The sequence below is a fragment of the Flavobacterium sp. AC105 genome (assembly GCF_979258495.1).
Window position 1 is genome coordinate 3796484 of the sequence record NZ_OZ409860.1, and the last position, 25585, is coordinate 3822068.

Annotated in this window: 16 protein-coding genes; 1 reads left to right on the top strand and 15 read right to left on the bottom strand. The window is 35.0% G+C overall.

All coding sequences use genetic code 11. From position 1 onward, the window contains the following. Positions 1–63 precede the first annotated feature (63 nt). From ACZ0AH_RS15630 to ACZ0AH_RS15700, 15 genes are all read right to left on the bottom strand, one after another. On the bottom strand, positions 64–1677 hold the full coding sequence (locus tag ACZ0AH_RS15630) for a CTP synthase (RefSeq protein ID WP_463476724.1): 1614 nt from the start codon (positions 1675–1677) through the stop codon (positions 64–66). Positions 1678–2088: 411 nt separating this feature from the next. After that, a complete protein-coding gene (locus tag ACZ0AH_RS15635; protein WP_463476725.1) occupies positions 2089–2325 on the bottom strand; it encodes a DUF3820 family protein in 237 nt (78 codons plus the stop codon). Positions 2326–2544: 219 nt separating this feature from the next. Then, entirely contained in the window at positions 2545–4473 is a 1929-nt protein-coding gene (nagB, locus tag ACZ0AH_RS15640; protein WP_463476726.1) for a glucosamine-6-phosphate deaminase, read from the bottom strand. 459 nt (positions 4474–4932) lie between these two features. Then, positions 4933–6309: a Gfo/Idh/MocA family protein gene (locus ACZ0AH_RS15645; protein ID WP_463476727.1), complete on the bottom strand. Its 1377-nt coding sequence runs from the start codon at positions 6307–6309 to the stop codon at positions 4933–4935. Positions 6310–6365: 56 nt separating this feature from the next. Beyond that, positions 6366–7463 carry an acyltransferase family protein gene (locus ACZ0AH_RS15650; RefSeq protein ID WP_463476728.1) on the bottom strand — a complete coding sequence of 366 codons (1098 nt, stop codon included), beginning with the start codon at positions 7461–7463 and terminating at the stop codon, positions 6366–6368. 190 nt (positions 7464–7653) lie between these two features. Then, entirely contained in the window at positions 7654–8526 is an 873-nt protein-coding gene (locus tag ACZ0AH_RS15655) for a PKD domain-containing protein (RefSeq protein WP_463476729.1), read from the bottom strand. 26 nt (positions 8527–8552) lie between these two features. Then, positions 8553–9914 carry a DUF4832 domain-containing protein gene (locus ACZ0AH_RS15660; protein ID WP_463476730.1) on the bottom strand — a complete coding sequence of 454 codons (1362 nt, stop codon included), beginning with the start codon at positions 9912–9914 and terminating at the stop codon, positions 8553–8555. Positions 9915–9983: 69 nt separating this feature from the next. Continuing rightward, on the bottom strand, positions 9984–11456 hold the full coding sequence (locus ACZ0AH_RS15665) for a RagB/SusD family nutrient uptake outer membrane protein (protein ID WP_463476731.1): 1473 nt from the start codon (positions 11454–11456) through the stop codon (positions 9984–9986). A 10-nt stretch (positions 11457–11466) separates the two neighbouring features. Next, complete coding sequence (locus tag ACZ0AH_RS15670) at positions 11467–14718, bottom strand: SusC/RagA family TonB-linked outer membrane protein (protein WP_463476732.1); 3252 nt, start codon at positions 14716–14718, stop codon at positions 11467–11469. Between the two features lie 627 nt (positions 14719–15345). Further along, positions 15346–16728, bottom strand: a complete 1383-nt coding sequence (glmM, locus tag ACZ0AH_RS15675) for a phosphoglucosamine mutase (protein ID WP_463476733.1) — start codon at positions 16726–16728, stop codon at positions 15346–15348. 362 nt (positions 16729–17090) lie between these two features. After that, positions 17091–19019, bottom strand: a complete 1929-nt coding sequence (gene nagB / locus ACZ0AH_RS15680; protein ID WP_463476734.1) for a glucosamine-6-phosphate deaminase — start codon at positions 19017–19019, stop codon at positions 17091–17093. A gap of 607 nt (positions 19020–19626) precedes the next feature. Beyond that, positions 19627–21000 carry a sugar MFS transporter gene (locus tag ACZ0AH_RS15685; RefSeq protein ID WP_463476735.1) on the bottom strand — a complete coding sequence of 458 codons (1374 nt, stop codon included), beginning with the start codon at positions 20998–21000 and terminating at the stop codon, positions 19627–19629. Between the two features lie 50 nt (positions 21001–21050). Next, positions 21051–21977 carry an NAD-dependent epimerase/dehydratase family protein gene (locus ACZ0AH_RS15690; RefSeq protein WP_463476736.1) on the bottom strand — a complete coding sequence of 309 codons (927 nt, stop codon included), beginning with the start codon at positions 21975–21977 and terminating at the stop codon, positions 21051–21053. A gap of 5 nt (positions 21978–21982) precedes the next feature. Beyond that, on the bottom strand, positions 21983–23086 hold the full coding sequence (locus ACZ0AH_RS15695) for a phosphotransferase enzyme family protein (protein WP_463476737.1): 1104 nt from the start codon (positions 23084–23086) through the stop codon (positions 21983–21985). 1 nt (position 23087) lies between these two features. Beyond that, complete coding sequence (locus tag ACZ0AH_RS15700; protein WP_463476738.1) at positions 23088–23996, bottom strand: sugar phosphate nucleotidyltransferase; 909 nt, start codon at positions 23994–23996, stop codon at positions 23088–23090. A 318-nt stretch (positions 23997–24314) separates the two neighbouring features. Here ACZ0AH_RS15700 and ACZ0AH_RS15705 point away from each other — a divergent pair, with 318 nt between their 5' ends. Next, on the top strand, positions 24315–25355 hold the full coding sequence (locus tag ACZ0AH_RS15705; protein ID WP_463476739.1) for a LacI family DNA-binding transcriptional regulator: 1041 nt from the start codon (positions 24315–24317) through the stop codon (positions 25353–25355). Positions 25356–25585 lie beyond the last annotated feature (230 nt).

Below are 25585 nucleotides of genomic sequence, written 5' to 3' on the forward strand. Positions count from 1 at the left end.
TACTCGTTTAAGGGTATTAGTCTGATTTCAAATCAAACGTTACATCCTTTAGAATATTAATTATTATTTTTTATGCGCATTTACTGCAGCAGCCACAAAGTTTACAAAAATCGGATGTGGGTTTGCCACTGTACTTTTGTATTCCGGGTGGTATTGTACACCTATGAAAAACGGATGATTTTCAAGTTCTATAATTTCGACCAATCCTGTGTCAGGATTTACTCCGGAAGCAATTAAACCAGCCTTTTGCAATTCATCAGCATATTTATTATTAAACTCATAACGGTGACGGTGACGCTCTGAGATCGTTTTTTGACCGTAGATTTTATGTGCTAAAGTGTTTGGTTTAATATCACATTTCCAAGCACCAAGACGCATTGTTCCACCTTTATCTGTAATAGTTTTTTGCTCTTCCATTAAATTCACAACCGGATGAGGCGTTTTCTCGTTCATCTCTGTTGAATTTGCTTCCGTATAACCTAAAATAGTACGGGAATATTCAATAACCGACATTTGCATTCCTAAACAAATTCCGAAAAACGGGATGTTATTTTCACGTGCAAAACGAACAGCTTCGATTTTTCCTTCAATACCTCTTTCACCAAATCCCGGAGCAACTAAAACTCCGTCAAGACTTCCTAGTTTATCTTCTACATTATCAATATTGATATGCTCTGAATGGATAGAAATTACGTTTACTTTTGTTTCATTTGAAGCTCCTGCATGGATAAACGCCTCTAAAATAGATTTGTAACAATCCTGCATTTCTACATATTTCCCAATCAAACCAATATTTACGGTATGTTTTGGATTTTTTAATCTGCGTAAAAAAGTATTCCAGTTTTTTAAATCCGGAGCGGCTTTTTTAGGTAAATCTAATTTCTTTAAAGCCACAACATCTAATCCTTCTTCAAGCATTAAATTTGGAACTTCATATATTGTCGACGCATCAATAGACTGAATTACTGCTTCTCTTTTTACATTACAAAACAATGCTAATTTATTACGCAACTCATCAGAAAGCTCATGCTCCGTTCTACAAACCAAAATATCAGCTTTGATTCCGCTTTCCATTAATGTTTTTACGGAGTGCTGTGTAGGTTTTGTTTTTAACTCACCCGCAGCAGCCAAATAAGGAACCAATGTTAAATGAATAACAATTCCGTTATTTTCTCCCAATTCCCAAACCAACTGACGAACAGACTCTATATAAGGTAAAGACTCAATATCACCAACAGTTCCTCCAATTTCAGTAATTACAATATCATAATCGCCGGATTTACCTAGCAATTGCATTCTGTCTTTGATTTCATTTGTAATATGAGGTACAACCTGAACCGTTTTTCCTAAAAATTCTCCTCTTCTTTCTTTTTCAATAACCGAAAGGTAAACTCTTCCTGTAGTAACGTTATTAGCCTGAGATGTAGGAACATTCAGGAAACGCTCGTAGTGACCTAAATCTAAATCTGTTTCTGCACCATCATCTGTTACATAACATTCTCCATGCTCATACGGGTTTAGTGTCCCCGGATCCACGTTAATATACGGATCAAATTTTTGAATAGTTGTACGATACCCTCTTCCTTGTAACAATTTTGCTAAAGATGCTGCGATAATTCCTTTTCCTAAAGAAGAAGTCACACCGCCTGTAACAAAAATATATTTTGTTTGATTCATTCTGTTGTTGTTTGTATTGTAGTTGTGTAAAAAACTTGGCAAAAGTACAAATTTAATTAGATAATTTGGCAATTCGAGAATGAGATAATTTGCAAATTTTTAATTAGAATGATTACTTGGTTTTGTAATCGATAATTTTAAGGTTTTATTAGGGATTTTTTTGAAGAATGTCTTTAAATGAGACTGTTCATCTTCCAAATATAGTGGTGCAAAAAGCCTTAATGTAGAAAATTAATGACATTACAAGAATATTTTTTGACATAAAAAAAATATTATAATCTTAAAACACTGACTTGTACACATTTAATGATTCAGTCTTGAATCTTGTGGTATCACTTTGTTTTAGAAATTATAATATTTTTGTATTTCAAACTTAAATAAAAAAAATGAAATAGCAAAAGATTTTTCTTACTATTTTACAGATTTAGGATATTGCTTCTTAATATTCCTGATTAATTCTTCTAAACCGTTTAGTTTTAGCTCGTAAACAAGCGCTAATTGCTGGCCTAATTCTCCGTTTGGAAAACCTTTATTATGGTACCAAACTACGTAATATTCAGGTAAATCGATTAAAAATTTTCCTTCGTATTTCCCGAAAGGCATTTTGGTGTGGGCTAATTTTATGAGAAGTTTTTTGTCTGGTTCCATTTTTTTTAGAAGAAAGAAGCAAGAAAACAGAATATAGACATTCTCTTTCTTGCTTCTTGTTGGCACAAAGCTATTATTTTTTTGCCACTCCCGATAGCTATCGAGATAAAAGAATTTAAATGATTTCGCCACGAATTCACAAATTATACTTAAAACTAATTCGTGAATTCGTGGCGAATATTAAAACTTAGAATCTTAGAACCTCAGCAACTAAAAAACTTAGTAGTGCCATCTCACGAAAGCTTCCATTGCAGCATACGTTGCCAAACCTAACTGCTGGTACAAAGCAGCTGTTTCGTGGTTTCTGTCTTCAGCTCTTTGCCAAAATTCTCTTGCGTCGGTTCCCTGGAAAACAACTCCGTCTTTTTGAGATTGGTGTTTGAAAATTCCGTGGCGTTTTGCCAGAACCTGATCCGGGCTCATGGGTACGACCATTTCAACCTCATCAATTCCCCATTCCTGCCATGCTCCACGGTACAACCATAACCAGCAATCATCCATAAATGGTTTTGGTTTCAAGGCTTTTACAGCTTCAAAAATAGCATCCAGACAAACTTTATGCGTTCCGTGTGGATCTGCTAAATCTCCCGCCGCATAGATTTGATGTGGTTTTATTTTTTCGATTAAATCCATCGTCAACTGAATATCTTCTTTACCAATTGGTTTCTTTTCGATTGTTCCGGTTTCATAAAACGGCAATTCCATAAAATGAATCTGATCATCGGTTAAACCTACGAAATGGCTTGTTGCTCTCGCCTCGCCTTTTCTGATCAGTCCTTTGATGTAACGAACTTCGGGAATATCAATTTCACTGTTCTTTTTATTGGTTAAAAAAGTTGCCGCTTTTTGGTAAATATGATCTGCTTCAGCACTTTTGATTCCGAATTTTTCATTGTAATCAATCACGAATCTTGCAAAACGCAACGCTTCATCATCCGCTACAGCGATATTTCCTGAGGTTTGATAGGCAACGTGAACTTCGTGTCCCTGCTCCTGCAAACGCATGAATGTTCCTCCCATGCTAATGATATCATCATCAGGATGCGGACTAAAAATCAATACACGCTTTTTGGCTGGTTCAGCTCTTTCGGGTCTGTTAGAATCATCGGCATTTGGTTTTCCTCCTGGCCAGCCCGTGATTGTATTTTGTAGTTTATTGAATATTTTGATGTTGATGTCGTATGCCGGACCTGAATCTGCTAATAAATCGCTCATTCCGTGTTCGATATAATCAGCATCAGTCAACATTAAAATTGGTTTTTTAAGCTGAAGCGCTAATCCTAAAACCGCTTTACGAGTTAATTTATCCGTCCAGATTACTTTTTCTACTAACCACGGTTTGTTGATTCTGGTTAGTTTTGAAGAAGCTTCCTTATCTAAAATAAAAACAGCATTATTATGTTCCTGTAAAAATGAAGCAGGAACACGATTCGTAACCTCATCTTCTACTGATCTTTTGACAACATTTGCTTTTCCTTCTCCCCAAGCCAATAAGATTACTCTTTTGGCTTCCATGATTTTTTTAACTCCAAGTGTAATCGCTGTTCTTGGTGTATTGCTTAATCCGAAGAAATCTTTACTTGCGGCAACTCTGGTGATATGGTCTAAAGCAACCAAACGCGTTTTTGAGTTTTGAAGTGATCCGGATTCATTAAAACCTATATGTCCGTTTCCTCCAATTCCAAGAATCTGAAGATCAATTCCGCCAAGGGCTTCAATTTTAGCTTCGTAATCGTGGCAATAATCGGCAATTTGTTCTTTTGTTAAAAGTCCGTTGGGAACATGAGCGTTTTCTGGTAAAATATCGACATGGTCAAACAGTAATTCTTTCATGAAACGAACATAACTGTTGATCGAATTTGGTTCCATTGGATAATATTCATCCAAATTAAAACTGATTACATTCTTAAAACTCAAACCTTCTTCTTTGTGCAAACGAACCAATTCTGCATACAATCCTTTTGGGGAAGATCCTGTTGCAAGTCCTAAAATACAAGGTTTGTTTTCCTTTTGTTTCGATTGAATTAAAGCTGCAATTTCCTGAGCAACCGCTTTTGAAGCATCGGTAGAATTTTCGAAAACAACGGTATTGATGTTTTCAAATCGTTTCTCAAAACCTGTCGCTTTGTCTATTTTACTTTTTAACATGATATAGTTTTTTTTAATTCTTCTCTTTTAACTGTCTCCATAAGAATGATAACAGTATTTTGCAGTAATTGGTTTCCGCTTTTCGAAACTCCCTGATTACAGGAATTGTAAGGTTTGCTATTTCGCTAACAAAATTAACTTTATAAATTTGTTATGACGAGAAATAATAGTCAAAATCTCACTTTATTTCTTTTTTGCGTTTTTTACGCAAATATTTGCATTTTTTTTGCAAAACAAAAGTACTATTTTAAGTTGTACTTCTTATTATCTAAGGTATCAATTTTTTGTTAATTTTTTTTAAACTAATAGTTCAAAACAACATTTCATTATGTAATGAAAGTTATACTTCTTTTAAAGTTAAAGTATTTAAACATAAAAATATAAAAAGCTTCTGTCACCACAACAGAAGCTTTAAATCTAACAACTAAATAAACTAATGAATCATTAAAACCGCTTTTTTTATTTTGAAAACTCAACTGTATTCAATTTTTGCCATCCTCCACGAGTGAAATCAGGTATTTCAACAGGAGCAGAATTGTGATCTAATGAAATTTCTGTTAACGGACTTAGACAAGACCATTCGGCTAAATCGTAAACATCCATGTCTAATGGGAGTCCTTGTTGTAAACAATGGAACATGCGATAATCCATTATAAAATCCATACCTCCGTGACCTCCTACTTTTTTGGCCATTTCTTCAATGTCTTTTACGATTGGATTTTTATATTTTTCCATTAATATCTTCTTCACATCTTCAGATACAAATTCCTCCGCATTTAGGTTTTGATAATCTTTAGAGATTTCTGCGCCAGCTTCTTTGGCATCAATTGCATAACCTTCAACCGGATATTTATTGGCAAAACCTTTCGTTCCTGTTAATTGATACATTCTGCTATACGGTCTTGGACTTGTAACATCATGCTGGATCTGGATTGTTTTTCCTTTTTCGGTACGAATCATCGTCATTGTGTGATCTCCATTTCTAAAATCAGTCACGACTTCGCCTGTTTTTTCTTTGATGTAAGCCGGATTTCCAACTGCTTTTGTATCCATTGAAACCAAGAAATTCATTTTATCACCTCTGTGAATATTCAAAGCTAAACATGCCGGTCCCATACCGTGAGTTGGGTAAATATCGCCTCTGTGTTTTCTGTTATAATCCATACGCCAGTTGTTCCAGTATTCTCCCCAATAAGGCTGAAGTCCGTGAATATAAGAACCTTCGGCATGCAGGATTTCTCCAAACAAACCTTGCTGTGCCATATTTAATGTTGTCAATTCAAAGAAATCATACACACAGTTTTCCAGCATCATACAGTGTTTACGTGTTTTTTCTGAAGTATCAATAATATCCCATATTTCTTTCATTGTCAAAGCTCCGGGAACTTCTACAGCTACGTGTTTGCCATCTTTCATGGCCTGAACTGCAATGGGTGCATGATGTTTCCAGTCGGTCACAATATAAACCAGATCAACATTTTTAAGCGCCGTTACTTTTTTCCAGGAATCTTCGCCAAAAAACACTTCTGCTTTCGGGAATCCGTGTTTTACTAAGGTATCATTTGCCGCTTTTGTTCTGTCTTCTAACATATCGCAAATTGCCACAATTTCTACTCCCGGAATATGTGTAATTCTTGCTACGGCACCTGTACCGCGCATTCCTAAACCAATAATAGCCACATGAACAACTGGAATTGGTGGCGTCGCTAAACGTAATACATCAGTTTGTCCTTTGTCTCTTTTGGGTGCTTTTGTTTTTATTAGTTGTGCCGATACATCGCAAACTTTTAATAGCAAAAATGCTATTAGTAAAAATTTTAAACTGGAACTTTTCATTTTTTTGTATTTAAATATAATTTATTGAGGTGAGTTACTCGTCACTATTTGTTTGCTTATACTTTTATATAAGTCTTGTTTTTATGCATGTACCAAAGTATGAAATAAAGGATTCCGAAACCTGTTAAATCGCAAAATGCATCATAATAAGCTCCTGTAAATTGCTCAAAGCCAAAGAAAATTTGTTTGGCGATCAAAGAGAAATTTAAAACATGTGAACCCACATAGGCCGCGATGGCATTAAGACCAATAACCCGAAACGGATAGGCCCATTTTGTATACCCTTTTACATCTACAAGCCAATAAAATAAAGCCAGCAAAACAAAGCTTATTCCTGATGAGAATATTACAAAGGAACTCGTCCATATTTTTTTGATGATGGGGTGCCATAATCCTATAACTAATGATAATCCTATTCCAACTATACCAATAATAGCAAGATACAGCGCTATTTTTTTTCTTGATAAAGAAGACAGCAGCAACTCTCCGGCAAATAATCCCGACATGGTTGTAGCCGTAAATCCTAATCCTGTTAATAACCACGAATATTGTGTCTGATCATAGAAACGACCAAAAACCTGCTGGTCAATATAAATAGGAAGGTTTTTATTGGGTAATAATTCGAAACTATGCCCGAAATAATTCGGAATTGATAATAATACCGCATATAATATAAGGCAGAATATGAAGAATATATAACGTCCTTTTTTGGATAAGTTAAGATAGGCAATGCAAGAAAATAAATAACCTACCGCAATAGCCTGAAGTGTATTACTGAATATCTGAAATTTTGAAAGGTCTAAAAACAGCAGATTGCCCTGAACAATCCATCCTAAAATAAAGAGAATTACAAATCGTCTGAAAATATGAGCATATACTTTACGGTCTGATCCTGATTCCGTACTTCTTTTTCCCAAAGAAAAAGGAATAACGACACCAACCACAAACAGAAATAAAGGCATTATAACATCATACAAATGAAATCCTATCCATTCCGGATGCTCAAACTGGTCGGCCAAAGTCTTTGTGAAATCGGTTTTTGCAGCTGTATTTAAATTGTAAAAAAAGCGGTCTGCCACTATTATCATTAATAAATCAAATCCTCGCAGAACATCTACAGACATTAATCGGTTGTGGGCTATGATTTTATTCATTTTGGATCTTTATATTCTTTTTAATTGGAATTTTGATGAAATAAATCCGGGCATTTTTCTTGTCTAATCAAAATACCCGGAATTACTTTTACTTATATTGAATCGATAGCTTATGCCATTGGACTTATAAAAAATTAATCTTCAAAACTATTTGTCTAATGGCATATTTTGACCGGCTATCGACGACAAACTACAATTCTAGTGTAGAAAACTTTGGTCCTTCCGGGAAGTTTGCAACAGCTGCCCATCCGGAAGTCATTTCGGTAATTCCAATACCAATTGAACTTCCTAAAGTTCCTAATTGCGATTTCGGAATACTAAATTCTATAGCATTTGTGGTATCATTAATACTAACAATTCCTGATGCTTTTAAGTTTACCCCAGAACCTGCGATACCAGCCCAACCCCAGCCTCCGTTAGGATCTGTATGGTTATAAAATTGTCCCCAGCCATCACTTACTACCGGACCTTCAAATAAAAATTCAGCTCCGGAACCTTCTGGCCAGTTACTGTGTAAAAATCCTGTTTTGGTATTGCCATCTGTGTTGATATACATATCTACCAATTCCATTAGCATTTTTTTATTTCCTTCTAAATAGACATTTACATTTGGACCTCCAGCCCAAATTTTAATTTTTTGGATAGAACCATTTCCTGATGTATTTTGGTCTGTAACCGCTACATCATCCCAATCTGTAAACTTACCGTCGATTTTAATGTCTATAATTATAATTCTAGGTGCGGTTATGGTTTTTGTGATGAAAGATTCTTCGCCTGCATCATTTGTAACGGTTAGCGAAACTTTAATTTCTCCTCCTATTTTATACGTATAAACAGGATCTTTTTCGTTTGAGAGATAATAAAGATCTCCAAAATCCCATCTGTATTTCGTTCCATTTTTAGAAAGATTAGTAAACGTAAAAGTGCTTCCATCATTTGTAAATGAAAAATCTGCTACAGGTTTTGTTGCTGAATCCGAAGATGCACTGTCGCTCGAACAAGCTGTTACCAATAACAATGCCATCAGGATTGTCAGGTATTTGGTTAATTTTAGTTTTTTCATGGTTTTTGGTTTAAATGTTTTTATAACTATTTAATGGTAACCGTTTGTGATAATTTATTGAACCCGGTAGTTGCTTCCCATAAACCTGTATTGGCAAGACGAATAGCATAATCAGGTCTTTCGCTCAATTTTGTAGCGCTGTCTTCTATTTTCAATAGCAATTCATAAGTACCTGCGGGAACCTCTGATAAACTCACCGATTCTTTTATTTCTAAGGATACTTTTGGCACTACTTTTCTAACATCAAAGCTTAGTTTTTTCTTGTAAATTGTTCCGTTTGCAGTTGATCTAAGAATTAAATAAGCATTTTTAGAATTATAAACAGGAGCAAAACCGGAATTGTTAATCAATGCATTGAATTCTAAAGTTCCGTTTAAAGCTGCTTCTTTTTTTACAGAAGAAGTAGCCAATGCCAATCTGTAACCCAGTTTTCTTTCAAAATCTGTAAAACAATTATTGTTTCTCCATTCCTGCAAAACCGGACCGTAATAATCAAGGTTCAGATAGGTCCATTTTAGCATGGTCATTTCTTTTTCGGCAATGCTGCAGCTTGCCACCGGAACATCCGTTGGCGGACATGTTTCACCTCCTGTTGGGACAAAAAGGGCTTCATTACTTATATATGTTTTTTCGGCCGTAACATTTATGTAGGTACCATAATCATCAACACTTGCCATAAAACAATCGTTGTGAAAACCTAAACGTGCCGTATTCGAAGTTCCGTACCCTACCGTTGCATCCATAGCAGTTGTTGTTGCTACAAAATCTTGTTTGATTTTTGGCGTTCTTACCTGAATTTTAACTTCTTTAGGGAAAGTCTCTAACAGTTTATCTAATATTATTTTTTTATTAGCCGCTGTAGTAAGTTGGTTTGTAGTATAATACCATTCTCCCCAAGCTCCCACAAAACCAGCCTGTACAAAAGCAATAACATCTTTGTTGTCTTCTAAAATTGGTTTTAACTGATCTAAGTGTCCTGAAATTACGGCAACAGAAGCATCTGTACCATCTTGTGCATCTGTGTAAGCAAAACGTAAAACACATTTTAAACCTGATTCTCTTAAACGGGTAAAATCGGTTTTAATAAGATCTAATTCTGCCTGACTTAAAGCTGTCGTTTTAAATTTCTCTAAATAATACAAGCGCAAAATAAGGCTTACATTTTCTTTTTTTAGATTGTTTAAAGAAGCTGCTGTCATTGCTGCACCTTCAGAATTAACCTGCCAGGTGTGCATAAATCCGCGTTCCGGATTCGCAAACACATCGTTAGATGCTGTATAAGTAACTTTTTCCGGATTATTTGTTTCTTCATTATTGCTTCCGCCATCACTCTGACAACTTGATACAACATTCAGAAAAAAACAAAATAGTATTAATAAATTTTTCATTTTTTTATAATTAAATTATCTGATTAATCCTTTTTTCATTCACAAAAGTGATTTCCTTCTTAAAAGAAATTAATTATATCCCGGATTCTGAATAAATTTACCTTTCCCTTCACTTATTCTGTCTAATGAAAATGGCATCAATGCTTTGTAAGGAGCACTTTGACTTGCCGAACCATTCAATTGTAACGCATGTTCTGTATATTTTCCGTGTCTGATTAAGTCTGAACGATATTGTCCGTTTTCACACCAGTATTCATGTGATCTTTCTAAAAGAATCATATCATTGAATTTTGCCAGTGTTGCGTAATTGCTTAGTAATATTTCACTAATTTTTGCTCTTCTTCTCACGATATTTACCAAATCGATAGCCTCTTGTGTTGGCGTACCGGTTTTGTTTGCTAATGCTTCTGCTTTTGATAATAATACATCAGCATAACGATACACGATAATATCTACGGTTGTTAATGCGGTTGTTCTGGCAACGTCTGGATCTATTTTTAAAGGAATTGGGCCTAATTGCATATAATTAGCCGGATTTTGTCTGTTGTAAGTAATACCATCTGTACCTGTAAACTCAGCAATTAAGGCTGTTTTACGAATATCAGTTGCTTCAAAAGAATCATAAAAACTCCATGAACTCTGAATTGTGCCATAACCTCCTCTTCCAGGATAATTATTTGGCAAACACATTAATTGCCATTGATTTTCGCTGGTTCCTGCATAATCTGCCGGAACAGCCCAAATTACTTCTTTGCTGTCAACTGGCGCTTTTATATCCCATAAACCAACATAATTTGATTCTAAAGCATAATAATTCATAGCTATAATTGCTGAAGCTTGTTCGTCAACTTCTGCCCATCTTTTTTCGTGCAAATACAATCTAATCAGTACCATTCTCGCCATACCGTTGCTAAATCTTCCGTAAGGCGTTTCGGCAGGAGATTTCAAATCTGCAGCTGCAGCTTTAAGGTCATTTTCTATAAAACTTACCATATCAGCATTTGAAAGTCTTGCCAATGGTTCTTCTTTAAGCGGGTTTTGAAGTACATCAAGAGGTGCTACTACAAGCGGTCCGTATAAATCAAATAATTCATAAGCCAATAATCCTCTCGCACATTTAATTTCAGCAATGGCTTGCTTTTTTATCAAATCATTTACTTTTGATTTTTCGATTCTGTCAATGCTCAAAGTCATTCCGCTAATTTTGTTATAAAACACATCATAAAAACGTGTAAAAGCAGTAGATGTCGCTTTGTAACTGTGCAGTGATGCTTCTTGCTGAACACCGTAAGGTCCCTGAAGAATTTCGGTTGTAGCGTCTAACATGAACATCAATCCATTTTCTGATGTACTGTGAATTCCGTTTCCGTAAGAACCTCTAAGCGGGTAATATGCCGAAGCTACTATTGCCTGAATATCTGCCTCTGAACTCGGAAAAATACTTGGATTAATCTCATCATAATTGATAGATTCTAAATCACTACTACAGCCTGAGAAAATTAGTAATAGTAAAACTATTGTATAATATTTTAAATTTTTCATATCTTTTTTATTAGAACTTAAGATCAATTCCTACTGTGTATGTTTTTACATTTGGATATGCTGCTGCATATGCATCTGTTTCAGGATCAATACCATCATATTTTGTAATGGTAAACAGGTTTTGTCCATCAAGTCTAATAGCCGCACCCTGCATGTATTTTCCAAACCATTTTTTTGGAAAATTATAACTTAGCGATACACTTTGCAAACGAACAAATGAAGCTTCCTGCATAAAGAAATTACCTGATCCGTATTGTGTGTATCCAAAATTGGAACCCGGACGTGTGTTGGTCGGATTATCCGGCGTCCATCTGTTGTAGATAGCAGTTGTAGCGTTTCTTCCGTTTTGAGCAACTCCTACAGCTGTTACACCATAAGCGAAATCTGTCTGATCTATAATATGTCTTCCGAACATTCCGTTAAATTGAAAATTCAATTGAAAGTTTTTCCAGATAATCGTATTTCCTAATCCCATCACAAAATCAGGATCTGCTGAACCTAGCAAAACAGTATCTGCTTCGTCAATTTTACCATCGGCTGCGCCTGTTCTTAAAAATACTCCTTTTGAATCTGTCATTGGGTTTCCGGCAGCATCTCTGACAAAACCATTAACATCTTTTATTTTTATTTGTCCCGGATATAAATCAGGTTGTGCCGGAACAACTTCGCCAATTTGCATGACACCATCAGCTATCTGGCTGTATTGTGCACGAACAGGATCGTTATAACTTTCATAAACTGAAGGTTTCCAGTCTGGAGCTCTTTCTTTCCAGTTGGTTTTAAATTTTGAATAGGTTAATGAACTTCTCCATTTAAAATCAGGCTGATCAACATTTAAAGTATTGATGGTAAGTTCAAGTCCTTTACTTTGTGTGCTTCCAATATTAGCCCAAACCATGTTGATTTCCTGGTAACTATTAATTGGTTTTAAAGTCAATAAGTCTGAAACCACTCTGTCATACACCTCAAATGATCCTGAGATTCTTCTGTTTAATAATTCGAAATCGACACCAAAGTTTTTCTCTGTAGTCGTTTCCCATTTCAAATCAGGATTTTCAAGTCTTGAAGGAAATACACCTATCAATATGGATTCGTCAGGATTTAAATAAGCCGGCTGTGCGTAATAAGCTCCAAAAGCGCTTCCTCCAATTGAGGCATTACCCGTTTGACCGTAACCAAATCTAAATTTAAGTTGCGAAACATAATCCTTAACAGAAGTCATAAATGATTCCTGAGAAACATCCCAACCCACTGCAACGGATGGAAATAATCCGTATTTATTGTTTTTTGCAAATACACTCGCTCCATCACGACGAATCGTAGACGTTAAAATATATTTGTCTTTATATGAATAATTAAATCTGGTAAAATAAGAGATGAAATTATTTTCTGATTTTGAAGAACCTGTTACTTTTGTTCCCGCTCCTGCATTCATATTATTCCATAAAAATGCATCAGTAATAAAGTTACTGTTTCCTACTGTTGCTCCTTCTGTTCTATAGGTTTGTTGTGAATAACCTACCATTAAACCAAAAGTGTTGTCCTCTAATAACTTTTTAGTATAATTTAATGTAAAGTCATATAAGTCATCATTTTTTCTTTGGGTATTAATAGATGCTTTACCATTTTCTAATGCACCGTACAAAGTAGTTCTTGGCAAATACGTGCTTCTGCTTGAATTTCCCTGGTCGAAACCTGCCTGAAATCTGGCTGTTAAACCTTCTATTGGTTTTACCTCCGCATAAAAGTTAGTCAACGATCTGTCTATAACTCCTTCATCTGAAATAGTTAGCAACGAATACGGGTTTGGTTCTAATGCATTGTCCGGATTGATTGGGTAATTTCCGAATTCATCAATAGGTAAAATATTAGGACCTTGTTGTATCGCTGATCTGATAATTCCTGAATTTTCAAATTGATCTCCCCCTAATTGAGAGTTCTGATTCTTGATTCTACTTTTGGTCATGTTCATCCCAACGTTAATAAAATCTGTTATTTTTTGATCAATACTAAAATGCACCGTCGTTCTTTTTAATCCTGAATTTTTAATAACTCCGTCCTGATTAAATAAGTTTCCTGACAAAAAGTATTTCGTTGATTTTGTTCCTCCTCTTAATGATAAGTTGTTTTGCTCAACTTTTCCGTCTCTGGTTACCAATGATAACCAATCAGTTCCTTTTCCGGCATTTCTAATCTGATCATCTGAGTAAAATCTTTTAAAAGGAATTCCGTTAACTGGCGCAGCATTTGCCTCAGCTTCTGTTTTTGGAGAATAAGGATATACTTTGTTTATAAAATCCCAATTTTCTTTTGCAGCATCATTTCGCAATTGCATCCAGTCCTGCAAATTCAGTACGTGATAGCTGTCATTATAAGCCTGATACGAATATGAACCTGAATAATCTACTCTTACGTCACCTTCTTTTCCTTTTTTAGTTGTAATTAAAATAACACCATTTGCCGCTCTTGCTCCATATATCGCAGTAGAACTCGCATCTTTCAACACCTCAATAGACTCGATATCATTTGGGTTGAATGAATTTAAAATACTTTGTGTACCTCCGTCATAACGATTTCCTGTACCTGGCTGCGAAAGATCTGTAATTGGAAATCCATCGACTACAATTAAAGGCTGATTGCTGGCATTTATAGAACCTGCACCACGAATCTGAATATTAAATCCTCCTCCTGGCTGCGCACTATTTTGAGAAATTTGTAAACCTGCTACTTTACCCTCAAGGGCTGTCAACACTGAAGGTGCAGACGATAATGTCAGTGTTTCTCCTTTTACAGAAGAAATGGCACCTAACAAATTCTTTTTCTTTTGAGTTCCGTAACCTACAATTACAACCTCATTCAAACTTTTTGATACCGGTACCATTGATACGGTTATTTTGGTTTTGTTTACTATCGAAACCTCTTTTGTATCATATCCTACATAAGAAAAAATCAAAGCTTCTGTATTTGAGGAAACTGAAATTGTAAATGTTCCGTCAAAATCTGTAGTTGTACCTCTTGCTGATCCTTTTGGAACAATTGTAACACCAATCATTGGCTGACCAAGTTCGTCTAAAACGACTCCTTTTATGGTAATATCCGCTTCTGATTTTTTATTGACAATTTCTAATGTGCTGCTGCCCGTGGATGCCGCTGCGTTTACTTTAAAAACAGATACTATCAAAATTAAAACAGTAATTATTGCCTTTAAATTAAATTTTAATTCCTGATAGTTACTGTTGAGTAACTTGTTACTTTTTTTCATATTATTCTGGTTAGTTTAATTGGTTAATGTGAAAAGCTACTTTGCGTGAGTAAAAATTGGTTAGGTCTTTTTATAAACACAAAGTAAAAATGGGTCGGTTATGTTTTTTTTGATTTCATAATTTTTGTCTGTTTTTTGTTTTTTGTTTTGTTTGGTTATTTTTTGTTTTATTTTTTCTTAATAATCAGTTGCTTATCTTTTTTGAAACTTATTTTTTCAAAATCTCTTTTCTTTTTTTTGAGTTTAAAAATTGAATTTTCCAGCTTAAAAAATTTGATAAAAAGAAGCTCTTTTTTTCCTTCCTTGGGGCTAAACTAAATAATATTTTTTAATAAACAATGGTAAAATCAAAAAAATGTGTTCGTGCACATAAAAAAAGTGTTTTCGAGCACATTTTTTAGAAAAAGTATTACTAAATTCTTATCGTTTTTAATTATTTAGGTTGTAAGAATTTAAAAAATTGTCGAAAAAATTTTATTATAATTCAAAAAATAAATGATTTGTTTTGATATTCGTTTAATTAAAAAATGCAATAAAAATTGATTTTTCTATATCTAAATCAGCGGTTTAATCTTATTTTGAATCCATATTCACAATTGAAAAATTCAAATTTCATATGATAATAATTTACACGAGATCTTTAATTTCAACAATGAATTTTTCGGCTAATGCATCAGCTTTTTTCTGCGAAATACTTTCGGTATAAATTCTAATAATGGGTTCTGTGTTTGATTTTCTCAAATGCACCCATTCTGTATCAAAATCAATTTTGATTCCGTCAATACAATTTGGTTTTTCACTACTAAATTTATGCGCTATTTTTTCTAAAATTCCGTCCACATCAATTTGCGGTGTCAGTTCAATTTTGCTTTTACTCATATAATAATCCGGATAACTTTCTCTCAGCTTTTTACAGGAAATTTTAGCGTGCGCCAGATGCGATAAAAACAAAGCAACACCTACTAACGAATCTCTGCCGTAATGTGCTTCCGGATAGATAATACCGCCATTTCCTTCTCCGCCAATAATGGCATTTGTGGTTTTCATTAATTCTACCACATTTACTTCGCCTACGGCACTGGCTTCATATGTACCGCCATGTTTTACAGTAATATCTCGTAAAGCTCTTGAAGATGATAAATTAGAAACCGTGCTGCCTTTTGTTCTTCCTAAAACATAATCGGCGCAGGCTACAAGCGTATATTCTTCGCCAAACATCGAACCGTCTTCGCAAATAATCGCCAATCGGTCGACATCAGGGTCAACCACGATTCCAAAATCAGCTTTTTCTGTTACAACCAATTCTGAAATATCCGTAAGATGTTCCTTTAAAGGTTCCGGATTATGCGGAAAATGCCCATTTGGTTCGCAATACAGTTTGACACATTCTACGCCCAATTTCTCCAGCACGGCTGGAATTGCAATTCCTCCCGTTGAATTTACGGCATCAACAACTACTTTGAAATTTGATTTTTTAATGGCTTCAACATCTACCAAAGCCAATTTTAAAACCTCTTCGATATGTCGGTCTATATATCCTTCTTTCTTTTCGTATTTCCCTAAATGATCCACTTCTGAAAAGAAAAAATTTTCTTCTTCAGCAATTATCAGAATTTTTTCTCCTTCAACAGCGTTTAAGAATTCTCCTTTATTATTCAATAATTTTAAAGCATTCCATTCTTTCGGATTATGACTTGCCGTGATAATAATTCCGCCATCAGCTTTATCCAATGTTACGGCAACCTCTACAGTTGGCGTAGTAGATAAACCAATATCTATTACATTAATTCCTAAACCTGTCAGTGTATTAGCCACCAGATTGCTGATCATTTCTCCCGAAATCCTCGCGTCTCTTCCTAAAATGATACTTAATGACGAATTCGAATTTTGTCCTTTGAGCCACATGCCATAAGCAGCGGCAAATTTTACGGCATTCACGGGAGTTAAATTTTCATTTACAACTCCTCCAATGGTGCCTCTTATTCCTGAAATTGATTTTATTAAAGCCATTTTTATATACTAATTATTTATGTCGAAAAAATTTAACCGCAAAGTCCACAAAGTTTTACGCAAAGTTCGCAAAGTTGTTTGTAGCTGAATTTTAAGTTCAAAGACAGCAAAGCTTTGTCTGTCAAATAGCTTACGATTTAACTGTGATATGCTAGTAATTTTTTTTGCCACAGATTAAAGGATTAAAAAGATTTTTTTCCGCCACGAATTCACGAATTTTAATTTTGCATGAATAAATATTACATCCATTCGTGAATTCGTGGCGGACAAATCCAACATATAAAATCATTTTAATCTTTTAATCTGTGGCTAACTTTTTTTTAAAAAACTTAGAATCTTAGCATCTCAGAACCTTAGCAACTTTAAAAATGCCATCTCACAAATGCCTCCATAGCCGCGTAACTTGCCAATCCCATTTGTTGATACACTGCCGCGGTTTCTGCGTTTCTGTCTTCAGCTCTTTGCCAGAATTCGCGGGCGTCGGTTCCCTGGAAAACAACTCCGTCTTTTTGAGATTGATGTTTGAAGATTCCGTGGCGTTTTGCCAAAACCTGATCCGGGTTCATTGGTACAGCCATTTCAACCTCATCAATTCCCCATTCCTGCCATGCTCCACGGTATAACCATAACCAGCAATCATCCATAAATGATTTTGGTTTTAAGGCTTTTACGGCTTCAAAAATAGCATCCAGACAAACTTTGTGTGTTCCGTGTGGATCTGCTAAATCTCCTGCAGCATAGATTTGATGTGGTTTGATTTTTTCGATTAAATCCATCGTTAGCTGAATATCTTCTTTTCCGATTGGTTTCTTTTCGATTGTTCCGGTTTCATAAAATGGCAATTCCATAAAATGAATCTGATCGTCGGTCAATCCAACAAAATGGCTTGTGGCTCTCGCCTCGCCTTTTCGGATTAATCCTTTGATGTATCGAACTTCCGGAATATCAATTTCACTGTTCTTTTTATTGATTAAAAAAGTTGCCGCTTTTTGGTAGATGTTATCTGCTTCGGCGCTTTTGATTCCGAATTTTTCATTGTAATCAATTACGAATCTTGCAAAACGCAAAGCTTCATCATCCACTACAGCGATATTTCCAGAAGTCTGGTATGCCACGTGAACTTCATGTCCCTGCTCCTGCAAACGCATAAACGTTCCCCCCATACTGATAATATCGTCATCAGGATGTGGACTAAAAATCAAGACACGTTTTTTGGCAGGTTCTGCTCTTTCAGGTCGGTTTGAATCGTCGGCGTTTGGTTTTCCGCCTGGCCAGCCCGTGATTGTATTTTGTAGTTTGTTGAATATTTTAATGTTGATGTCGTATGCCGGACCAGAATCTGCCAATAAATCGCTCATTCCGTGTTCGATATAATCAGCATCAGTCAACATTAAAATTGGTTTTTTAAGCTGAAGCGCTAGTCCTAAAACCGCTTTACGGGTTAGTTTATCCGTCCAGATTACTTTTTCTACCAGCCAAGGCTTGTTGATTCTCGTTAGTTTTGAAGAAGCTTCCTTATCTAAAATAAAAACAGCGTTATTGTGCTCTTGCAAAAATGAAGCGGGTACACGATTCGTAACCTCATCTTCTACAGATCTTTTTACAACATTTGCTTTTCCTTCTCCCCAAGCCAGTAAGATTACTCTTTTGGCTTCCATGATTTTTTTAACTCCAAGCGTGATTGCGGTTCTCGGTGTATTGCTTAATCCGAAGAAATCTTTACTTGCGGCTACTCTTGTAATGTGATCCAATGCCACTAAACGCGTTTTAGAGTTTTGAAGTGAACCTGATTCGTTAAAACCTATATGTCCGTTTCCTCCAATTCCCAGAATCTGAAGATCAATTCCGCCTAGGGCTTCAATTTTAGCTTCATAATCGTGGCAATAATCGGCAATTTGTTCTTTTGTTAAAAGTCCGTTGGGAACATGAGCGTTTTCCGGTAAAATATCGACGTGGTCAAACAGTAATTCTTTCATAAAACGAACATAACTGTTGATCGAATTTGGTTCCATTGGATAATATTCATCCAGATTAAAACTGATTACATTCTTAAAACTCAAACCTTCTTCTTTGTGCAAACGAACCAATTCAGCATATAATCCTTTTGGTGAAGATCCTGTTGCAAGTCCTAAAATACAAGGTTTGTTTTCCTTTTGTTTCGATTGAATTAAAGCTGCAATTTCCTGAGCAACCGCTTTTGAAGCATCGGTAGAATTTTCGAAAACAACGGTATTGATGTTTTCAAATCGTTTCTCAAAACCCGTTGCTTTGTCTATATTACTTTTTATCATTTTGAAATATATTTTGTTATTTTTTTCTTTAATTTTTGAATTGCCTTTGCGATAAAAAAAGGCATAAGTTATGCCTGAGCACGTTCAAATATGGTATTTGAGTGCTTGATTTTTATCTTGAATAAAATGTTGTGTTTATCTAAGCTTTGTCAAAGTTTACATCCAGTTTTGTCATCCTGACGGAGGAAGGATCTTCGCAAGAAACTCCGCAAAAAAAATCGCCAAGGTTTGTCGAGCTACTTGCTTTCCAGAGATTAAAATCCCTGGCTACAATATAAATCATTCCTCTGGAATTTTACCAAGATTTCCGTAGGAACGGGTCATATTGTAGGGATGGATTTTAATCCGTCCTCCGCAAATAAAATCGCTAATCTTTGTGGAGCTACTTGTTTTCCAGGGATTAAAATCCCTGGCTACAATATAATCGTTCCTCCGGAACTTTCGAAAAGAGCCAGCGGCTCGAACAATTTTGTAGGGATGGATTTTAATCCGTCCTTCGTAACGTAATCGCTAATCTTTGTGGAGTTTCTAGTGTGATTTTTCGTTCCTCGAAATGACAAACTTTGGGAGAAAACCTGAAACTTGAAACCTGAAACAAAAAAAACGTTTACCAGCTTCTGTATTTATGCCCTTTGAAAGCAAAAAACACGATCATAAAATAGGCTGGCAAAAGGATTAAATACGCTATTTGATTACCGCTTTTTGCTGTTTGGGCAATTCCGGCTGCTATGTTTGATGTATTAATATGATCAGCCAATAAACCATAAAACAAAGGAAAAACGGCACCGCCTATAATTCCCATAATCAGGATTGCGCCTCCTATTTTTGTAAATCCACCCAAGTCCTGAAGTGCCATTGGCCAGATTGCCGGCCAGCAAAGGGCATTCGCCAATCCTAAAAGTGCCACCAAAAGAACAATTAAAGGCAATTGGGGAATTCCAGGTAACTGAATCATTATTTTTGGAGAAAGTATTACGATTAGTGAAACTAAAAGAATCCCTAAAAAGCCGGATAGTTTTAAAGCAAAAACCTGCGAAACATATTTAGGAATTAGTGTAATTCCTAAAACATAACCTATAACCATTGCCGTCATGGTGAAGGATGTTAATTTGAGATAAAATGAACCATTTTCGCCAAAAACGCCCAATTGTTTTCCGAAACCTCCAATAGAATCTCCTGCCAAAACTTCGGCAGCGATGTACACCATCAAGGTAATGACTCCAAAAACCAATTGCGGATGTTTGAAAGCTTCTTTGATTTGTTTAAAAATACTCAAATGTTCTACTACTCCTTCATTGTCTAAGTTGATTTCGGGAAGTGGAGAAAATTTTACCAAAACAGCCAAAACCAACATAATTGCCGCCATGTAGATATAAGGTGTTTGCAATTGCAAAGCCAATAAATCTAGTGCAGTTTCTTTTTGAGCGGAAGACATCACGGCGATTTTATCTGCTGAATAATCGCCAATATTTGATAACACCAATGCGGTCAATAATAACGGAGCCAGAAATCCTGCCAGCTTATTGGCAATTCCTAAAACGCTGATTCTTGCCGCCGCACTTTCACGCGGACCAATTACGACAACATACGGATTTGCAGCGGTTTGCAAAACGGCCAAACCGGTTCCCATTACAAATAAAGCAATCAAAAAGAAACTAAAAGTTCGTGTAGCCGCTGCGGGATAAAACAATAATGCGCCAACCGCAATAACCAGTAATCCTAATGAAATTCCGTTTTTGTAGCCTACCTTTTCTATTAAAAATGAGGACGGAATTGCCATGACGAAATAAGCAATATAAAACGCAAAAGTCACAAAATACGATTGTGATTCGGTTAGTTCACAAGCTAATTTAAAAAACGGAATTAGTGGTCCGTTTAGCCAGGTTACAAATCCAAAAATAAAAAATAAGGACGTTAAAATAACCATTGGAATCAAAGTACTGCTTTGTTCTTTTTTTAAAGTAATATCGATTTCTGACATGTTTTTGGTTTTGTTTTTTGGTTAGTGTTCTTGTTAGTGTGTATTTTTTTTTATTTGCTCACTAATTCCTGCTCATAAAAAAGAATCGTTTCTTCTAAAGCTTTATCGATTGTGTATTCTGGTTTGAAACCCAATTGGTTGAATTTTTCGGGATTGGCTTTTGAATGTTTGATATCTCCCGGTCTTTCTTCGAGAAATTTTATCTGTGATTTTGAGTTGGTGATTTTTATGATTTTTTCGGCTAGTTCTAAAACCGAAGTACTGTATCCCAGCGCGACATTATAAGTTTCATTTCCTTTTTGCGAAGCGAGAATATTGGCTTTTACCACATCTTTTACATAAATAAAATCTCTGGTCTGTAATCCGTCTCCGTAAATAGTGATTGGTTCGTTTTGAAGTGCTTTATTAATAAAAATAGGTACTGCCGCCGCATAAGCTGATTCGGGATTCTGGCGTGGACCAAAAACATTAAAATAACGCAAAGAAGCTGTTGGAACCTGATATTGATCGAGATACATTTTTAAATAATATTCTCCATCCAATTTCGTAATAGCATATGGCGTCATTGGTTCCGGAAACATGGTTTCTACTTTTGGTAAAGCAGGATTGTTGCCGTAATTTGCCGCAGAAGTTGAAAGTACCACTTTACAATCTGCATTGTTTTTTGCAGCTTCAAGAATATTGATTGTCCCAATGGTATTGATTTCAATACATTCTTTAATTTTCAAAAGCGATTCAGGAACACTCACCAAAGCTGCGAGGTGAAAAATTCCTGATGCTCCACTTACTAATTCATTTACTAAATTCTCGTCGCGAATGTCTCCTTTTACAAAATCAACATTTAACCCGTTTAAGTTGTGTTCAAAACCGGTTCTCAGACTATCTAATATGGTAACCTGATGCCCTTCTTTTGATAAATGTTCGGCAATGTGGCTTCCTATAAAACCTGCACCACCGGTAATTACATATTTTTTCATTTTTTTTATTTTAATGATCCAATGAAATTCAAATTATAATCTTCCATTTCCCTGAATTGTTCTGATAAACTTTCAATCAGTTTGAATTGATTTTTAGAACGATCCAGATTATGTTCCGGATATTCTGTTTTATAATAAACATCATCATTCAAAAAGTCTGTCAAAAAACGCAATGCCATAATAAACACCATCGTTTTGGCGCCAAGCGGTAAATATTTGATCTCTAATAATGAAAGAGACGAATTTGTTTTTTCCAGAAAACCCTTTACATAGGCTTTATAATATTGCAGATTAAAATTGACAAGATCCAGCTCTTTTTCGTCCTCAGCCGCTGTATTGCAAATGGTTCTTATGGCATCTCCAAAATCATAATGAATAATTCCGGGCATAACCGTATCTGTATCAATTACACAAAGTCCTTTTTTATTGGTATCAAAAAGTGCGTTTGAAATCTTGGTATCGTTATGCGTAACTCTTAGTTTAATTTTTCCGGCATCTTTTAGATTCTGCAAAACATGCATTTCTTCTTTAAGCTCGTGAACGAGATTAATGTATGTTTTTGCCTGCTCAATTCGTTGTACCGATGCTTCTTTTAAAGATGTATCAAACTGCGAATAACGAAAAGCCATGTTATGAAAATTCGGGATTACTTCTACCAGTTTTCTGGCGTCAAAATCACTGGTCAGGTTTAAAAATTCACCAAATAACTTTCCTCCTTCATAAGCAATTTCTTCGTTGTTTACGGTTTCAAAAGTCAGGCTTCCTTCAATATAAACCATCATATTCCAGAAATTTCGATCCTTATCCTGATAATAGAAAATACCTTTTTTTGTTCCGATAAAAGTTAAAACCCTGCGTTTTAGTTCGTCTTCAGATAAATGTTTTAATTTTTTCTGCAAATGTTTGCTCACACTAACCTTATTGGCAATAAGGCCGGGAACGTCTTTAAAAACGCCATCGTTAATGCGCTGCAAAATAAACTGTTTACGACTATCAGTTGTTACCAAATAGGTATCATTGATATGACCTGAGGCCAGTTCTTCAAAATCTTTGAAAACCTCTATGTGGTCAAACTGGTCGAATATAAATTTTAAATGTTCCGCTACCATATTACCAGAGATTTGTTGGATAAACTTTTTGGGCTCTTAATTTTTCAATTTCTTTTTTTACAATTTCCTTATCTTCTTTGTAGGTAACGCCAAACCATTTGGCATTTGACTGAAGCACTTCGAGAGATGCGTTATCAGATTTTAGAATTTCATTTACAACAGATGTAATAAAAAATTCCGCTTTTAAATCGTGTTCGTTTTCTTTTAGAAATTCCTCAAAAAGGGCGCCTCCAAACTCAAAACATTTTGGCGTAAAGCCCCAGAAATTCATCGATACTATTGTATTTTCATCAATCGGAATAAATTCGCCGTTATCATCTTTGCGCATCAGTTTTCCGTCTATTTTTTCGATGTGCGTGCGTTCGGTAACATCCGTCAGATAATTATTTTCATCAACCTGACATTCTCCTCTTGAAACAAAACCATGATCAGAAACGGTGTTTTTAAGCAAATACGCCATCATATTAAAATGATACGATTCTTTATCCATATCGGTTAAAGCTTTTGCCATGATTTCGAAAGCTTCTTTTCCGTAAAAATCATCGGCGTTTATTATGGCAAAGTTTTCGGTTACTTCATCTTTTGCCATCAATAAGGCATGTCCGGTTCCCCACGGTTTTTTTCTTTCCGGATTTTGGTATTTTGCCGGAACGTTATCGATTTCCTGAAATACATATCCTACTTCTGCTTTTCCTTCGAGTTTTTTATTAAAAATTTCTTTGCACTCTTCTTCTATGTTTTTGCTTATAATAAATACAAATTTTCCAAAGCCTGCCTGTAATGCATCATATATCGAAAAATCCATAATGGTATCTCCTTCGGGAGTAAATGTATCTAACTGTTTTAATCCTCCATATCGACTTCCAATACCTGCCGCCAAAATCACGAGAGTAGGTTTACTTTTGCTCATTTAAATAGTATATTAATGGGTTTATTATTTTTATTCTTTTGGTCAATTTTCCTTTTTCAATGCTTTAAAAAAAATCAATGTTTTAAAAAATCATCAGCCATTGAAAACTTCTCTTATAAATTGAAAAATAACTATTAATCTGACAATTTTTACGTTAATATCATAAACTATATGATTAATATTCGGCTAAAATATATATTAATATTCTATAAAAAAAGAAAATAGTGTTAAAATGTGCTCGAACACAATTAAAATGTTTTCGAACACATTAAATTTAATATTTTAAGATATTTGATTTTTATATATATTTGTTTCAATATGGAAAAAATTTATACAATTAAGGATATTGCAGAACTTGCAGGAGTTTCTAAAGGCACTGTAGACCGTGTTTTGCATAAAAGAGGAAAAGTGTCTGAAGATGCCTTAAAAAGGGTGAATGAGGTTTTGGATAAAATCGACTATCAGCCCAATTTAATGGCCCGAAGTTTAAAGAAGACACAAATTTATTCGATATGTGTTTTGCTTCCTGATTCTAAAAATGATCCATATTGGCAGCCGTGCATTGACGGAATCAATGATGCAAAAAAAGAATTTAAATCTTTTAATGTTAAAATAGAGATTTTTCTTTTTGACGCTACAAGCACTGAATCGTTTGTAGAAACGAATAAGGCGGTTTTAAATGCATCGCCGGATGCTGTTTTATTAGTGCCGCTATTTCATAAAGAAGCTCTTGATGCAATTGAAACTTATAATTCAAAAGGTATTATTTCGAGTATTTTTAATAATCAGCTTAAATCCAGCGCTATAAAAAGTTTTGTGGGTCAGGATTTATTTCAAAGCGGAAGAATTGCAGCAAGATTACTGGATCTACTGCTTCAAAAAGGCACAATCGCCATTGTTCATATTGATGAGGATTATGAGAATGCGATTCACATGCAGGAAAAAGAGAAAGGTTTCAGGGATTATTTTGAAAATCTGGACAATAAAAAATTCGAAATCAAGACTTTCAAAGTTAAACATCCTCAGTTTAAAACTACACTTAAAGAATTTTTAGAATCAAATCCTCAAATTCAGGGACTTTTTGTTACGACTTCAAAAGCGTATCAGGTTGCAAAAATTATTGCCAAAAATCCGGAAAGAAAAATTGCTCTTGTGGGTTATGATTTATTAGAAGATAATCTTGAATACTTAAATAATAAAACCATTGACTTTTTGATTCATCAAAATCCAAAAAGACAAGCGTATCTGGGAACAACAAGTTTAATCGAGCATTTTATTTTTGAAAAGGAAATCAGCGCTCAAAAGCTTTTGCCAATTGATATTATCAATACTGAAAACGCTAAGGATTATATTTTATAGGCCTTGTGATTTTGTTTCACGCAGATTTCGCAGATTAAGCAGATTTACTTTTCTGTATTATTTCATTTTCAATACCTAGAAAATATAGATTTTTATATCTCAAAAAAGAGGCATAAAAACATGTGTTTTTCGCACAGCGTATTAAAAGATTTGCTCATATTAAATTCTTAGAACAAAAAATAGAATCTGCTCACCCGAGCAAACAGCCCAAGCAATCACGAATTTAATTA

What these genes read in the sequence shown, in the direction of transcription:
- ACZ0AH_RS15630 (WP_463476724.1), bottom strand. Translation starts at nt 1,677, where the DNA reads ATGAATCAAACAAAATATATTTTTGTTACAGGCGGTGTGACTTCTTCT.
- ACZ0AH_RS15635 (WP_463476725.1), bottom strand. Translation starts at nt 2,325, where the DNA reads ATGGAACCAGACAAAAAACTTCTCATAAAATTAGCCCACACCAAAATG.
- nagB (WP_463476726.1), bottom strand. Translation starts at nt 4,473, where the DNA reads ATGTTAAAAAGTAAAATAGACAAAGCGACAGGTTTTGAGAAACGATTT.
- ACZ0AH_RS15645 (WP_463476727.1), bottom strand. Translation starts at nt 6,309, where the DNA reads ATGAAAAGTTCCAGTTTAAAATTTTTACTAATAGCATTTTTGCTATTA.
- ACZ0AH_RS15650 (WP_463476728.1), bottom strand. Translation starts at nt 7,463, where the DNA reads ATGAATAAAATCATAGCCCACAACCGATTAATGTCTGTAGATGTTCTG.
- ACZ0AH_RS15655 (WP_463476729.1), bottom strand. Translation starts at nt 8,526, where the DNA reads ATGAAAAAACTAAAATTAACCAAATACCTGACAATCCTGATGGCATTG.
- ACZ0AH_RS15660 (WP_463476730.1), bottom strand. Translation starts at nt 9,914, where the DNA reads ATGAAAAATTTATTAATACTATTTTGTTTTTTTCTGAATGTTGTATCA.
- ACZ0AH_RS15665 (WP_463476731.1), bottom strand. Translation starts at nt 11,456, where the DNA reads ATGAAAAATTTAAAATATTATACAATAGTTTTACTATTACTAATTTTC.
- ACZ0AH_RS15670 (WP_463476732.1), bottom strand. Translation starts at nt 14,718, where the DNA reads ATGAAAAAAAGTAACAAGTTACTCAACAGTAACTATCAGGAATTAAAA.
- glmM (WP_463476733.1), bottom strand. Translation starts at nt 16,728, where the DNA reads ATGGCTTTAATAAAATCAATTTCAGGAATAAGAGGCACCATTGGAGGA.
- nagB (WP_463476734.1), bottom strand. Translation starts at nt 19,019, where the DNA reads ATGATAAAAAGTAATATAGACAAAGCAACGGGTTTTGAGAAACGATTT.
- ACZ0AH_RS15685 (WP_463476735.1), bottom strand. Translation starts at nt 21,000, where the DNA reads ATGTCAGAAATCGATATTACTTTAAAAAAAGAACAAAGCAGTACTTTG.
- ACZ0AH_RS15690 (WP_463476736.1), bottom strand. Translation starts at nt 21,977, where the DNA reads ATGAAAAAATATGTAATTACCGGTGGTGCAGGTTTTATAGGAAGCCAC.
- ACZ0AH_RS15695 (WP_463476737.1), bottom strand. Translation starts at nt 23,086, where the DNA reads ATGGTAGCGGAACATTTAAAATTTATATTCGACCAGTTTGACCACATA.
- ACZ0AH_RS15700 (WP_463476738.1), bottom strand. Translation starts at nt 23,996, where the DNA reads ATGAGCAAAAGTAAACCTACTCTCGTGATTTTGGCGGCAGGTATTGGA.
- ACZ0AH_RS15705 (WP_463476739.1), top strand. Translation starts at nt 24,315, where the DNA reads ATGGAAAAAATTTATACAATTAAGGATATTGCAGAACTTGCAGGAGTT.